The following is a 15,155-nucleotide window of genomic DNA, read 5'->3' as shown; positions in this document are numbered from 1 at the left end:
GTTTTTTTTATTTTTATTAAATATGTGGTGTAGAACACTTTTTTGCTATATAAAAAATGAATTTATTGAAGCGAAAATATATTACTTATTGTATAGTAGATACACAGATAGTTTCATATAGTTAATTTTATAAAAAATATTCATATAGTTAATATAGAGGATGCATCTAGGTTATGGGAGGCGAATTATTGTGTTAGTAAATACAGTAGATACATTTGATAGAGATAAGTCGATGGTAGCAGCTGAGGATGAAGAGTTGTTAGATAATAAGGTTTATTTAACAAAAGAAGAAAAAGAAGTCTATACGATGAAAAATATATCCCTAATTCATTACATGGTTAATAAATTCCGAAACACTAAAGTTGATCCTGATGAATTGGCGAGTGCAGGGGCAATTGGGTTTGCAAATGCTTTAAATAAGTTTGATACAAGCCAGCAAGTAAAATTCTCAACATATGCAGTTAATTGTATCCGAAATGAGATTTTACATTTATTACGTAAAGAACGAAATACTATAAGTAGAGATATTTCAATGGAAACGGTATTGTCTAAGGATAAATATGGAGACGTAGTGACTATCGGGAAGCTTTTATGTGTCGAAGAGAGTGGAAGAGATAAGATGGATAGCAAAATGGAATTAGCTTTAGATATTGAAAAGTTATCATCTGTAATGCAGGATCTAAATAAAGTTGAGCGATTTATTATTGAAAATCGATTTGGTTTAGGTGGTCAATCTGTTCATACGCAATATGAAATTGCTGACGAAATAGGTGTGTCACAATCGAATGTTTCTAAGATTGAAAGAAGAGCATTGGTTAAGCTGAAAAGAGAGTTGATTCGTGAATTCGGGATGACAGAAGGAGTATATAAATCGAAAATAGAAAATACATCTATATTATTGGAGAAGAGTCATTTTGTCGGTAGAAGATGGAGGTATATAAATGGTCGCATTAGTAATAAATAAAATTTTATAGTCGTGAAAAGCGGCTAAATACCTTACGTGACGGTGTTTATAAGACACCGTCTTTTTTTTTGAACTATATATAGTGCATAGAACACTTTTTTACATAAAAATATGAATTTTTTGAAGTAAAAATATTTCACTTATTGTATAGTAGGTATAACAGAATAGTTTCATATAGTTAATTTCATTAAACAACATTCATATAGTTAAAAATAAAAATACATCTAAATTATTGGAGGCGAGTTATTATGTCATCAAATACATTATTAAATTCAGAGGAAATTATCGAAGGTGAAGATATGTCTATGGTTGTTTTAGCAACAGCTGAGGACGAAGAGTTAGCAGACGGGAAAGTTTTTTTAACTGAAGAGGAAAAGGAAGTCTATGCAAGCGAAAATATGTCCTTAATTTATTTCATGGTTAATAAATTCCGAAATACTCAAGTTGATCCAGATGAATTAGCGAGTGTGGGTACAATTGGATTTACAAAAGCATTAAATAATTTTGATACAAGCCAGCAAGTAAAATTCTCAACATATGCAATTCGCTGTATTAAGAATGAGATTTTACACTTCTTGCGTAAAGAACGAAACATCATGCGTAGAAATCTTTCGATGGATACAGTGTTGTCTACAGATAAGAACGGCAACGAGCTGAATATTGGGGAGCTTTTATGTCTTGAAGATAATGAGAGCGATAAAGTGGATAGCAAAATTGAATTAGGTTTAGACATTGAAAAGTTGGCACTTGTATTACAGGATCTAAATGAAAATGAGCGTTTTATTGTTGAAAATCGATTTGGTTTAGGTGGTCAATCGGTTAAAACGCAGCGTGAAATTGCTGAAGAAATTGGTATGTCGCAAGCAAATGTTTCTAAGATCGAAAAAAATGTATTGGGTAAGGTTGAAAAAGAGTTAATTCGTAGATTCGGGATGACAGGCGAATCGTATAAATAGGAGGATTAACTATTAAATCCAAAAGATTATGGCAGGAGTGATAACGATGGTAAATGTTGAAAACTTATGTAAATGTTCATTTTGTGGTATGCCTAAAGAAGATGTGGCAAAAGGGATTGAAGATGTTTGGATGTGTAATGATTGTGCAGAAATAAAAACTGGCGTTATTGAAGATAAGCGTTTAGCCGACAGTGAAAAAGAGAATGGTAAATGTGCTGTTTCGAATAAGTCGAAGATACTAAAACCTTCAGAAATCAAACGTGAATTGGATCGTTTTGTTGTAGGGCAGGATGATGCTAAACGAGCATTATCCGTTGCAGCATATAGTCATTTAAAACGAATTAATAATATTGAACAGGAAAGTGTTAAAAAATCAAATTTATTATTTGTCGGTCCATCAGGTTCAGGTAAGACATACATGCTGCAAAAGCTTGCAGAATGTTTGGACGTTCCTTTATATATTGGTGACGCTACACGATTGACGGAAACAGGTTACATTGGTGATGATATACATTCATTAGTTCATAACTTATATTATGCTTCAGGTAAAGATAAGGAGCGAACAGAACAAGGTATTATATTTGTTGATGAATTTGATAAATTAAGTACAAGCAATAATGGCATAGGTCGTAAAGATGTTACTCATAAACCTGTACAAGAAGGGCTTTTAAAGATGATTGAAGATACCGAAGTGACAATTCCTTCGGGTGGTGGTTTTGCAGCTATTGGTAGTTTTGCTGGAGATTCATCTGTACGGATTTCTACTAAAAATATTTTATTTATTTTCGGTGGATCGTTTGTTGGGCTAGAAAAAAGTACAATGACAGTGAATAAGCAAGATAAGGTGGTTGGATTCAATGCTGTTCAGAATGAAGTCGAGCCTAAAGGACCGATTACGCATTCAGATTTAATTGAGTACGGATTTATTCCTGAGTTGGTTGGTCGAATCTCTTTGATTGCAGAGCTTAAAAAGTTATCTAAAGAACAAATGAGAACGGTATTGCTGGATATAGAAGGTTCTCCTGTATCTCATTATAAAAAATGGTTCTTAGAAGAGGGCGTTTCATTAGAATTTGATGAAGATGCAGTTGATTATATTATTGATCAAGCGGAAGATGATAAGATTGGCGTTCGTGGCTTGAAGGCAGTTATTGAAAAAGGATTGTTGCCATTAATGTTTGAAGTGCCAAATCGAATTGGATCAACGATTGAAACAATTGTTGTAACGAGAGATATACTTGCTGTTAAAGTAGCTTAATAAGTTTAGAAAGACGATTGGGTTTTATAGTTCAATTGTCTTTTTTTGCGTATTCGAGTAAATGAATGTTCTATTTAATGAAATATTACATTCATATGTCAAATGACATGAATCTGAATAACTATAGTTGATGGTAGATAGAGTGTAATAGGATTTAAAAAAAAAACGAGATTTTTAAAAAGGAGTGTTGTTATGAATAAAATGGGTTTTCAGTATTTTTTGTTATCATCAGTAGCAGTGACTTCACTTTTATTTTTTGCAAATGAAGCAAAAGCAGATAGTTTTGCTATTAATGAAAGTGTTGAATTGAAAGATTCAAATGAAGATATTGTGAAGATGTTGAAACGAGGGGATGTTGTAGAAGGTGAAATATCTAATGATATTGCTAAAATTGAGTATGAATTTGGTGAATATTATTTAGATGCTTCATATTTATTGCGAGTGATCAAGTATGAGGAATCGGAGAAAAAATTGAAAGAAAATACAATTTTATTCTCTAGTCCAAATTTATTTAGTGCCTCTTTGGGGGATGTGAGCGTTAATGATGCAAATCGTATTGAATTTATGAAAGAAGAATCTGTTAAAGGCTGGCAAAAGGTGAAGCTTGAGGATGGTCGAACTGGCTACATTACAGAAGCCTCTGTTGAGAATGTTGTGAGTGAGATTCCTGTAGAGCATTTTCGCTTTACACAAGTAGAAATTCAACGTGATGGTGTAGTTATTCCTGTCGGAGAGAGTGTTCAAATCAATCGATTAGTAGAAGAAGGTTATGTTGTGCATTATGATGGGCAAGAGGTTTTTGTTAAGAGAGATGAAATTGGTGTGGAAAAGCCAGTTGTTAAAATTGATTATGCACAAGAATTGATTTCCTTTGCTAAAACTAAGTTGGGGCTTCCTTATGTATGGGGAGGCGATGGTGGTGCTGAAATTGGTTATGATTGTTCAGGCTTTACAAAAGCTGCTTTTGCACATGTAGGGATTGAGTTGCCACGTACAGCAGCTACTCAATCAGCTCATGGCGTTCAAGTGGGGTTAGAGGAAATGCTACCAGGAGATTTATTGTATTTTGAAACATATAAGCCAGGTGTTTCTCATGTAGGTATTTATATCGGTGATGGTATGATGATTCATGCTGGCGGAGATCATGTGCAGATACAAAGTATTTATACAAAGTATTATTATGATCGCTATTTATTTTCAAAACGAGTTTTATAACTTTTAAGTAATGAGGCATCTGAAAGTCAGATAGCCTCTTTTTTTGAAGAAAAATTGCCAAAATTGTATTTTATGAAAAAAAATTGGTGTTATTTGAAATATAAACTGCATATAAGGTTGTATGAATCTGATTTTCAGATTAAAAAAACATTGGAGGTGAAGTTTAATGTTAATGAACAGTGTATTTCAAAAGGAAGGTTTAAAAGAATTTGTTACTTCTAAAACAGCAGCATTCTTAGGATTTTTAACTATTTTATTAGGCTACTTTGTGGTAAAAGATGCTTTAACGGCTGATGCAGCAACTTCTAATAATGCTATTCCATCAGTTTCAGTGGGTGAAGGCGGTAATATTTCGATTACAGGTGGCGGTTTTGCAACAGATGGAGGAAGTGCATGGTCGCAAATCTTAACGAAATATCGAGGATTTATCGTTGGTATCAGTGGTATCGCAGCAATTACGATGGTTGGTGTATTCATCTTCCATTTCATTAAATTGGCAGGTTCAGCTACGAATCCATCTGCACGTTCTTCAGCTTTAACAGGCTTAATGTGGAGTGGTGTAGCAGCTGCTGGCTTAGGTTCGGTTTCGTTAGTTGTAGGCTTATTCTATAACTCAATCGAATAATATTGAGCTCTTTCGGAAAATCCGAGAGGGCTTTTTATTATTAAAAAGTTTTTTAAAAACCTTGTTTTTTAAAAAATATTTATAAATGTTTAGGACAGTACATTTATGTGTGCTGCCCTTTTCAATTGAGATTTTAACAGCTTTTTTCATTACTTTAGCTATGAAGAGAGAGCGAATTGCATATAAGGAAAGATGACGATTTAGGTCGGACATATTTAAAAAATAATGATAAAAGGAGGGGGTTGAATGCGGCAAGGGAGTTATCCAGTACCGCCTGACATGAAGGAAAAAGAGAAGGTCATAGGCGGTATTTTGAACGTCAATCAATTGCTTTGGCTCATTTTGGGGTTAGCAATTGGTGCAGGAGTGTTTGTAATGCTGTTTCCGTTTCTAGGTGGTATTCCATCATTGGTAGTTGGTTTGTTATTTGCGACAGTAACATCGCCATTTATCTTCGTGAAGCGACATAATATGACACTTTTTGAGTATTTAAAATTCAAATACTTGTTTAGTAAGAAAACTAAACATCTACCAAACAAAAGAAAGGGTGTGAACTTTTAATGCTGATTTTATTAGTCATTGGATTAGTAGTGGTCTTTCTAGGTATAGCAGGTTTAGTATTTTGGACCATTAAAAAGACTGATCCAAAAAACATTGATACTTCGCTTAATCCAAATGCGGATTCGGCACAAGACTTTTTACCATTTCAGGATATTCGAGATGGGATGGTCAATTTAGGAGCAAATCGCTATAGAGCGTATTTAGAAGTTGGTTCAATCAACTATCACCTTCGAACAGGTTCGGAACGTGAAATGATCGAGCGTTCTTACCATCGCTTCTTAAATAGCTTAACGCTTCCAACAGCTCATTATATTCAAACTCGTACATTAGACATGACGGATATGTTGAATGAAATGGAACAAGAAATTGAAGAAGTAATTGAGGTATTTCCGCAATTGGAGGGGTATGGCAGACGTTATTACAAGGAAATGCAGACACTGACAGATTATGTTGGAAACAATAAGCAAAAGAAAAAATTCATCATTGTTACATTTGATAGTGCAGCAGAACTTGAAGGCTTATCCGAATCAGAAAAATATGATTATGCCTTAAAGGAAATGGATTCTTCATTAATTATTGTTCGTGATGGTTTATCAGGTTTAGGCTTAGAAGCTCGTATTTTACGAACAGCGGAAGTTGCAGAACTTGTATACGCAACATATCACAAAGATAACTACAAATACGTAGAGCATATTGTGTCGGGAGAAGCTTTAACGATGTTAGTTGAAGGTCAAAAAGAGTTTACAGATGATGATTTGCCTGAAGCTCGTTTGGATTGGATTTTATTCGAAGCATTAAATCGAATTGTTGTTGAGTTGGATCGTACTGGATTAGACGAATTAATGATGAAAGATATTGAAATGGCAGTGAGCTCATTAAATAAGATGCGTGAAGATTTAAGTGGTTTTTATTTAGAGCGTGAAAATGTAATGGATCGAAAAGATCTTGAAAAGCATTCAAAAATTAAAACCGAAGAAATTAAGCAAGTAGAAAGGGGGTTATCTTTAAATGCTAAAGTTTAAAAAAAGCAAAAAGGGTGATGTGGAGCAGGTAGATGCAGAAGAATTTGTAATTTCAGCAGAAAAAGATAAGCAAGAAAAGAAAAAACAGAAAAAGGCTTCTAAAGAAGTGGAGCCAGTGTTAGGAAAAGGCATTATGTCTATTAAAGACATGTTTGCCCCACCATCTATTGATAGAAGTGATCCGACATGTATTCGTGTTGGGACAATGTATACTCGAAATTATGTATTAACAGGGTATCCAAACAGTGTTTCAGTAGGTTGGCTAGATGAATTGTTTCATTATGAAGGTGATATGGATACGGTTATTTATATCAATCCAGCTGATGAACGAACGGCATTAGATGAACTTACGGCTAAGATTACGCAGTATGAATCACAATTGCACGTTGAAATGGAGCGAGGCACGATTCGTAACGGCACAGTGCTTCGAAATAAGATCCAAGCTCTATATGCTCAACGTGAACGTTTGGAACAAAACTATGAAAGCTTATTTCATATTCAAATTGCCGCAAATTTATATACGAAAACAGCTGAAGAATTATCGAAAGAAGATCAGAAGCTGCAAAATAAATTAAAAGGTCGAAAAATTAAATTAGAGCCTTCTATTTTAAGACAGGATGATGGCTATAAAACAGTGTTGCCTTTTGGTGTATCCTATCTTCCTGATAAATTCCGTAATTTAAACTCTTCTGCTTTAGTAGCATGTTTCCCATTCTACAATTCAGAAGTTTCGCATCCAACAGGTGTGTTTTTAGGTGTAAATATGCAGACAAATACGCCAATGTTTATTGACTTCTATAATCGAACGATGCCTGGTGCTTTAAATAATGCAAACTTGACAGTATTTGGTAAAGCGGGTTCGGGTAAAACGTTCCTAGTAAGTACATTGACGTTGCGTTCGACATTGAAAGGGATTCGGACAGCGATAATTGATCCTGAAGGTGAATATAAAAAGCTAACGGATGCCGTTGGTGGTTCATATATTTTAATTGCTCCAAACTCTAAATCGCAAATTAATCCATTTGATTTAGAAGAAGAGTATGATGATGAACTGAAAAAAGAAGTCGTTAATGTAAAGGATAAAGTAGCCGATGTTCTTAATCTTGTTGGTGTTATGGCAAGGGGCTTAACGCCTGAACAATTATCAATGGTTTCTTCAGTAGTAAGTAAGCTGTATGAAAATATCGGCATTACGGAAGATCCAGGATCATTGTTTGAATCTAGTTCTAAATTTGATGCAGAAAAAGGTGTCTTACTATCAAATGTTAAGAAGAAAATGCCAACGTTTTCAGATTTCCATGATTTATTAACACTGACTGCTGAGAAGGAAGAAAGCCGAGATTTGAAAACGCTAGTAAATGCTTTACGTATCTTTAAACGTGGTGGTATTTACGACATGTTTGATTGTCAAACTTCTGAAGAGCTACGTGGCTTTAAAAATTCTCCAGTTGTGACATTTGATATTTCTAAATTAGAGGAAAATATCTTACGTCCAATCGGAATGTACATTGCATTAAGTTGGTCATGGGAGAAATTCGGTAAGAAAAATCCTGAAATTAAGAAGCGTATCATTTGTGATGAAGCGTGGATGCTTACAAACAAAAACATGGCAGGGAATGAGTATACTGCTCAATTCTTAGAAACGTCTGCACGAAGAATTCGTAAACGTAATGGCGGTTTATTAGTAGCCTCACAAAACTTTACAGAATTTGCAGATAATCCTCAAGGTGCAGCGGTATTAACAAATGCTTCTGTAAACATCTTCCTTGAGCAATCAGCAACGGATATTGATGCAGTACAAGATAAGTTTAAATTATCTGATGGTGAACGCCAATTTTTATTATCAGCACGAAAAGGTGAGTTTTTAATTCGATTAAAAAATGAAAGCTCGATAGCCTATGCGTTAGCATTTGACTTCGAGAAGGACATTATTACAAATCCGTATAATGTTCGCTTGTAAACATTTAAAACGAAAGGAGTGATGTTATCGTGGCAAAGGTTGAAAGGGATGCGAGCTCATTAGTTCGCATATTCCTATTAACAATTGTACTTGTAGTTTTGGGGACATTTACGTTCCCCAAAACTGCATATGCACATGATATGTATTTTGTGCAAACTACGGTAGATGCTACCTCCTATAAATACACCGCTGTTGCTCGTATGGACAAAACAGGTATTACTGGATTAGAAAGTGGACACATAGCGTATGATTATAATTTTTCAGATTTACTTAAATCTAGCTTTCCATCTGTATCAGGGACGGATTACAAGTTAGAGGAAGAGGATGGAGGGGTTGTGAAAACTCCAAAGTTCACTTTTGGTTTTCCTTACACAGAGCAAGGTGCATTATGGGGAGGAAAAGATAAAAACAATGCAACAAAAGCAGATGGTGATCAGGCACAATATGTTGCTTCAACATTACCAACACAATTAAATGACTTCTTAGATTACGTTTATGAGGGAGAACGTCCTTCAAGCATGGATATACATGTAAAGCGTATGGAAGAAGTTACTTCAGCTATTGCGACTGTATCAGGTGGTGGTTCAGCTACAATCAATGGTTATAAACTGACACAAGGTAAATTGAAACCTTATAAAGATGGCTATGAAAAAGCATATGGTACACGAAATCAAGATTGGGTGACGGTTACAACGCCTGACGGAGATTATCAAATTGACTTTATTTACGCTGTTCCGAAAGGTTATAAAACAGTAGGTAGTTGGAACAATAGTCACTTGAAACGTGATTACAAATATGATGACGATGCAGAATTAATGACATGGAATATGCTTGTTTATCAAGCCCATTACTTCTATTTTGCAGCAAGTGTATCAACAAGTAACTCTCATGAAATCGGTGAGCCTGGTTACTTAGAACAAAAAATTGTTGAGTTACTAGAAAGCGTTTTAAACGGCTTAAATGGTTTACTTGGTCTTTATTCGATGGAAGAATTGCTATACAACGAAGGTGTTCGTGATTCAAATGCGTGGCATTATGGGGCATTTCCGAAGTATATCGATGGTTACATTACAAAGTTTCATTTAGTATTTCAAGCAATTGCCTGGAGCTTATTGATTGCTGCTCTTTACAAGTTATTAATTATGCGTAACTTATCGGCAATGAATCCAGCAATGCGAGTTTCTTTAAAAAATGGCGTATTAGATTTGTGTATTACAGCTTTTTTATTAGCGTGCATTTTCCCATTAATTAATTTCTTGCTATTAGTCAATTATCGACTTGTTGATATTTTTGCTTCAATGGGGCTTGCATTAGATAATTTAGCAGGATTAAATTCATATAACGGATTATTATCAGGTATCTTACTTCAGTTCTATTATTTCTTCATTGAATTGTGGTTAAACTTCACATATATTATCCGTTCAACGTTATTAGCTATTTTAACAGCGTCAAGTCCTTTATTCGTTGCAGCAATTGCGTTTGGTGCTAAGTACAAGCAACTGTTTGGAACGTTTATGAAAGAATTAACAAGTAACATTTTCTTACAAGCGGTTCAAGCTTTCGCAATTACATTCCTACTTCTTACATCAAGTCAGTCAAGAGGTATTGAATTAGCAATAATGATGTTTGGGTTAATTGTTATTACTGAGTTATTCCGTAGTGTTGTATTTGGTCAGTCAGGAGGTATGGCAACTAAGGTTGGTGCATCAGCGTTAAGTGCAGGTGTTAAAGGCGTTGGTGGTATGGCGAAAGGTTATCAAAAAGGTAAGATGAAAGACAAAATAAGCAATAAAGACGGAGGAAAATCAAGAGAAGCAGATGCTGATTCAAGTTCAGATTCTGAATCAAGTGGTAATGATACGATTAATGATTCAGGTGGATTTGATTTCAATCGTATTAAAAATCCATATGCACGTAATGCTGCAAAAGCAGGAACAGGGGCTTTAGGAGTAGCAGGAGCAGGTGGTGCAGCTTTAGCAGCAGGTGGATACGCATTAGCATTTGGAGCAATTGATCCTTCGGCAGTAGGTAGTGCCGCAGAAGCAGTTGGTATGATTGGACATGCAGGTAAAAAGCAAATGTCTAACATTGGAAGTGGTGTAAAAGGTATTGGTGAAACAATGCAAAGTGATCCACGTTTCCAAAGCGGTTCGAATTCAGATAGTGGAGCATTAAGCGGAGATGACGATTATGTTGCTCCAGTTCAAAATCCACACTTTGATCCTTCAGCTATAACATCTTCACCGAATGTAGAGGGTGTAGATATGGCAATGGCTGGTAACAAAGTTGGTCCAAACACACCTATTTCAAGCACACCAAATGTACAAGGTGGGCAAGATTTAAACTTAGGTGGATCAGGAATGCCAACAACAGTTGGTCAAAAAGGAAATGCGGCTAATTCAAATATTCAGGGTGGTAATATTACTGATTTCGGTAAAATGCCGAACACAACAGCGACTATGCCATCTGATGTAGTAGGTTTACCTAAAGGTACAAACTTTAGTTCAACAACGATTGCCGATTCTTCACAAGCGGCTAAGGATGCAACAACAGTTAATGTTGGAGATGGTATGGAAGGTAATACAGGAGGTATTCCTTCAGGTTCAACGTATGCTACAGGAGGGAAAACAGGAGATGGCACATTAGTAGGTACAGATGTTCCGACTGTAGAGGGTGGTTCAACGACTGCTTCAGGTCCAATTACAACAATGGGTGGCTCTAATAAAGTGACAGGTGGCGGAACAATTACAGATGATGCTGGTAAAAACGTAAATATGGTTGAGCAAGCAATTGTAGATCGTACTCCATCAAAGCCTAGACCAAATGCTACACAGCAATACGAAAGTATTAATTTAGATCAACAAAAAATGCAGCAAATGGGTGTTGTTCGAATGAATTCAGATGCTGGCGGTAATTTACACGCACGCTATAATCCTCAAAACTTATCTACGGAAAATCGAGATAAATTGGATATAATGGCTTCGGCATTTGAAAACGGTACACCTGACGACAAGCGTGCATTACGTGCAGCAGGAGTTCAAAAAGTAGGCGTAGATCAAAACACAGGTGAATACACTGTAACGTACAATACGCAAGGTCGTAATAATTTAGGTATTAATTCAGCTCGTTCTACTGTAAACGGATTTGCTCAAGAAGTTCCTACAGGTACTACACCGCAAATCATGGGTGATGTAAGTGGAGCACAATTCAGTGAAAATGTAACAGCAGGATACAATCAACGAGTGCAGTCACGTAAAAATACTAGCAGAGAAAGTGAGCAAAATGCTTAACTAGAGAATTTAAAAGTTTAGAAGCGAACATTATGTCGCTTCTAGGCTTTTTTTATTGTCGAAATGAGGAAATTTGTGAATTTTTGAGTGCTGAACTGAATAGAACAAAGAAGGAACTGAAGAAAAGGAGGTGGTTTTATTTGAGTGGTTACAACAACAATGAAGAACAAAACGAGTTGAGTGACGATCTCAAAGACATCGGTAAACAGACAGGCAGGAAGGTTGGTCAAGCTGCTGGCAATAAAGTAAAGGGCTTTCTGAGGAAGCAAGGGGGTAAGGCGGCAGCTAAAGCCTTAAAAGCCGTAGGAAGTGCATTGATGAAGATAATAGCTGCATTAACAGCAAAAATAGGAATTGTTATTGCTGTAGTATTAGCGGTTATTGCATTAATAGCATTATGTTGGATTATTATCAGGGAGCTAGATGGTGCAGAAGGGAGCTATGTAAATGATTCCCCCTCTTTAAATGATTTTGAAGAAGGAGAGAAGAATGGCTATAAGTACATGAAGCAAAAAGGATTAACAGGTTACAATAAAACGCTGTACAGCTATTATGATAGCGTGACAAATAATAACTATTGGATTATTGATCCTACTGATCCTGAACAGCCCGATATTTCAAAATATGATGCGGCAGATGAAGATATTCCATTATATAAAATGGAAACGCCTCAAACGAATACGGAAATTCGAGATTACTATAGACGTGAAGGCGATTTAGTAACGAATGCCAACCTGCTATACACGATGGAAACATATTTGCATAAAGAAAAATTTTACTTTACGCAACAATTTACTAAGCCAGTTCATTACAATCCAGTGACGATGAATATTCAGCCGCTCACTGAGTTAGAAGATGAATCTAAAAAATTGGTTGTAGAATCAAGAGAATGGGATGAAGAGAAGGAAGAATTTATGGAGGATAAAAAGATCAAATCCGTTCACGATTGGGGCTTAGCTACAGTATTTAAGTACAAAGAAGATGAAATAGAAAAGAAAATTGAAGGTACGTACACAGCAGAAGATTATTACGATGCAGGGTGTGATTGCGTACAACAAAAATCCATCAATGAGCCATTTGAAGAAATGATGGAAGGTTATCCAGTAGATATTTGGCTAATTGATCAGTCGGTTACAATTGCTGGAGGTCAACAACATGTGTACAAGCGTGAAAAAACAGTAATGGGTTCTATTTCAGACGGTTCTTCGTCTAATCCTAAAGATCCGGTTAATAAAATTTTAGCTGGTACTTACGATGTTTATAAAACTGAAGAATATGAAACTACGAATGAAGAAGGTGAAACGGTTACAGAAACAAGAGAAGTTTTTGATCGTACTGTAGAGCTTTATAAACATCGTACAGGTGATATTGTAGAAATTAAGCCAGTTCCTGATGAAGAGAAGGAAAAGGAAGAGCTTGAAAAAATGAAAAAGCAGTATAAGGAGTTATACGGTGAAGAATTTGATGAATCACGTTATTCAATTGATTATGCTGAATTTTATGCTACGTATTATCCTGATGATGTAGATACAAAATTAAAGTTTACTGAAGGTGCATTGAATTCCTATGGTGCTAATATTCCAATGGGTGCTGGTGTGAATTCGAGCAAATATCAAAAAGCGATTCAGTATTTGCCTCTAGCTATAAAAATTGGTAATAAATTAGGTGTTGATCCATATTTAATTATTGCGATGGTTACGCAGGAATCGGGTGGTAATGCCAATACTTCCAACGGAGGCGGACTGATGCAAGTACACAATTTATTAAGTTTTACAAATACAGTAAATACAACAGATGTTAGTGGTAAGCCGATTTCATGTAGTTTGACGTTAGGTGAAGCATCCAATCCTGAAAAGAACATGTATTTTGGTTCATGTTATCTGAAAACAAAGCTAGAGAAATATAATGGTAATGTTTATAAAACAGTTCAATCATATAACTTTGATGTGTCGGGATTTATGGAAAGAAATTACCCTGAAAAATGGGCAGATGAAGTAAATAACTCATGGATGGATCATATTGAAGAAGCTCGAAGCTATTATGCTCAAAAAGAAACAGGACATTCAGATTCATATAGTGCTAGTTACGACTGTATTCCAGGGCAATCTAAGACAGGTTCAATCATGTATGGGGATTCTTGTTATGTTTCACACGTTATGCAGTATTACGGCAATCCAAATGCGTCAGATGGGGCAGTGGTTGCTAATGCTGATGGTTCGGCTCCAACGATAACTCCAGGAGAAGGTGATGAAGGAGGCGGCATTCTTGATGGTATTACAGGTGCTATTACAGGTGCGTTTAAGTGGGCATGGGAAAAAGTTAAGGGTTCAGAGTTTGGTATGGAAGTATATGACTATGATCCTGAGCAGCCGCATACCTGGTATGAAGCAAAAATTCCAAATAGTAGTTTAGAAGAAATCTTTACGCTTACAGAAGCATATAATCAAATTGTGCCGATGGGAGAGGTCGATTATTCGATGGATGATAAGGAATTCTATTTGAACAAGAGTAATAGTCGTTCTACTGTAGGTGGTGTTGCAGGAACAGGTGGAAATACGGTGAGTGGTGAAAATATTACAGGTATTCCATCAGGTGCAGAAGGATTAATTTTACCAATCAATCATCCAAACCCAAAATCGCTTATAACTTCGGGTTATGGTCAACGTTGGGGTGCGTTACATGCAGGTATTGACTTCGGTATTCCAACAGGTACGCCACTATATGCAATGGGTGGAGGCGTTGTAGAGCGTGTTGTTAACCATTGTCCTAAAGAGGGTAGTCTTTCAGGAACTGGTACTTGTGGTTCAGGCATTTTAGAATGGGGGAATCATGTTAAATTGGTGTTGCCAAATGGCGACTATATTATTTACGGTCATATGGATGCCGTAGCAGTGACGCAAGGCTCAAAAGTTGTACAAGGTCAGTTCTTAGGAGTAAGTGGTGGTTCAGGGTTTTCTAGTGGTCCTCACTTACATTTAGAGTATCGTGTAGGAGGTAAGCCGATTAATCCAGCGTTTATCTTGAAATAATGAGGTATAAGGACATTTATCAAAATGATAGATGTCCTTTTATCTTTTTATTTTTTAAAATCAAGATAAAAAAATTATATTTAAAAAAACTAAAGATATTAATATATATTTTATATTGGTTTTAATAAAATTTATATATAAGTTAATTACATTTTATATAACCAAATAAAAAAACAAGGTTTTCTATTTGGTCAGATTGGCAAGTTAGTAGACTATTTGATGATTATTTGAGATAGCAATTACGTATAATATAAGGATTTTATCTTTTGTTAGTA

Annotated in this window: 10 protein-coding genes; all 10 read left to right on the top strand. The window is 35.6% G+C overall.

Translation table 11 applies throughout. The features are described 5' to 3' along the window. The first annotated feature begins 190 nt into the window (after nucleotides 1-190). The 10 genes from ACOMCU_RS02150 to ACOMCU_RS02105 all read left to right on the top strand — a co-directional run bounded on the left by ACOMCU_RS02150 (nucleotide 191) and on the right by ACOMCU_RS02105 (nucleotide 14,880). Nucleotides 191-964, top strand: coding sequence for a sigma-70 family RNA polymerase sigma factor (locus ACOMCU_RS02150; protein ID WP_421049328.1), 774 nt, complete (start codon nucleotides 191-193; stop codon nucleotides 962-964). A 248-nt stretch (nucleotides 965-1,212) separates the two neighbouring features. Further along, on the top strand, nucleotides 1,213-1,920 hold the full coding sequence (locus ACOMCU_RS02145) for a sigma-70 family RNA polymerase sigma factor (protein ID WP_421049327.1): 708 nt from the start codon (nucleotides 1,213-1,215) through the stop codon (nucleotides 1,918-1,920). Nucleotides 1,921-1,966: 46 nt separating this feature from the next. Then, entirely contained in the window at nucleotides 1,967-3,178 is a 1,212-nt protein-coding gene (locus ACOMCU_RS02140; RefSeq protein ID WP_421049326.1) for an AAA family ATPase, read from the top strand. Between the two features lie 192 nt (nucleotides 3,179-3,370). After that, nucleotides 3,371-4,393 (top strand): C40 family peptidase, encoded by a 1,023-nt coding sequence (locus ACOMCU_RS02135; RefSeq protein WP_421049325.1) that lies wholly within the window; start codon nucleotides 3,371-3,373, stop codon nucleotides 4,391-4,393. A 166-nt stretch (nucleotides 4,394-4,559) separates the two neighbouring features. Further along, nucleotides 4,560-5,018 carry a hypothetical protein gene (locus ACOMCU_RS02130; protein ID WP_421049324.1) on the top strand — a complete coding sequence of 153 codons (459 nt, stop codon included), beginning with the start codon at nucleotides 4,560-4,562 and terminating at the stop codon, nucleotides 5,016-5,018. A gap of 246 nt (nucleotides 5,019-5,264) precedes the next feature. Continuing rightward, entirely contained in the window at nucleotides 5,265-5,579 is a 315-nt protein-coding gene (locus ACOMCU_RS02125; RefSeq protein ID WP_421049323.1) for a PrgI family protein, read from the top strand. Continuing rightward, nucleotides 5,579-6,601 (top strand): hypothetical protein, encoded by a 1,023-nt coding sequence (locus tag ACOMCU_RS02120; RefSeq protein WP_421049322.1) that lies wholly within the window; start codon nucleotides 5,579-5,581, stop codon nucleotides 6,599-6,601. The genes ACOMCU_RS02125 and ACOMCU_RS02120 overlap by 1 nt, the downstream gene beginning before the upstream one ends. Then, entirely contained in the window at nucleotides 6,588-8,561 is a 1,974-nt protein-coding gene (locus ACOMCU_RS02115; RefSeq protein WP_421049321.1) for a VirB4 family type IV secretion system protein, read from the top strand. Before ACOMCU_RS02120 ends, ACOMCU_RS02115 begins: the two co-directional genes overlap by 14 nt. A 29-nt stretch (nucleotides 8,562-8,590) precedes the next feature. Beyond that, nucleotides 8,591-11,851, top strand: coding sequence for a hypothetical protein (locus ACOMCU_RS02110; protein WP_421049320.1), 3,261 nt, complete (start codon nucleotides 8,591-8,593; stop codon nucleotides 11,849-11,851). A gap of 140 nt (nucleotides 11,852-11,991) precedes the next feature. Continuing rightward, complete coding sequence (locus tag ACOMCU_RS02105; protein ID WP_421049319.1) at nucleotides 11,992-14,880, top strand: peptidoglycan DD-metalloendopeptidase family protein; 2,889 nt, start codon at nucleotides 11,992-11,994, stop codon at nucleotides 14,878-14,880. Nucleotides 14,881-15,155 lie beyond the last annotated feature (275 nt).

The organism is Lysinibacillus sp. UGB7 (genome assembly GCF_049058285.1).
GTDB classification, from domain to species: domain Bacteria; phylum Bacillota; class Bacilli; order Bacillales_A; family Planococcaceae; genus Lysinibacillus; species Lysinibacillus sphaericus_B.
The sequence above is the reverse complement of the archived record's forward strand: the minus strand, read 5'-3'. Positions and strand labels throughout refer to the sequence as shown.

Bases quoted from the DNA above. Each gene is read 5' to 3' on its own strand.
- ACOMCU_RS02145 (WP_421049327.1), top strand. From the start codon at position 1,213: ATGTCATCAAATACATTATTAAATTCAGAGGAAATTATCGAAGGTGAA.
- ACOMCU_RS02140 (WP_421049326.1), top strand. From the start codon at position 1,967: ATGGTAAATGTTGAAAACTTATGTAAATGTTCATTTTGTGGTATGCCT.
- ACOMCU_RS02135 (WP_421049325.1), top strand. From the start codon at position 3,371: ATGAATAAAATGGGTTTTCAGTATTTTTTGTTATCATCAGTAGCAGTG.
- ACOMCU_RS02130 (WP_421049324.1), top strand. From the start codon at position 4,560: ATGTTAATGAACAGTGTATTTCAAAAGGAAGGTTTAAAAGAATTTGTT.
- ACOMCU_RS02125 (WP_421049323.1), top strand. From the start codon at position 5,265: ATGCGGCAAGGGAGTTATCCAGTACCGCCTGACATGAAGGAAAAAGAG.
- ACOMCU_RS02120 (WP_421049322.1), top strand. From the start codon at position 5,579: ATGCTGATTTTATTAGTCATTGGATTAGTAGTGGTCTTTCTAGGTATA.
- ACOMCU_RS02115 (WP_421049321.1), top strand. From the start codon at position 6,588: ATGCTAAAGTTTAAAAAAAGCAAAAAGGGTGATGTGGAGCAGGTAGAT.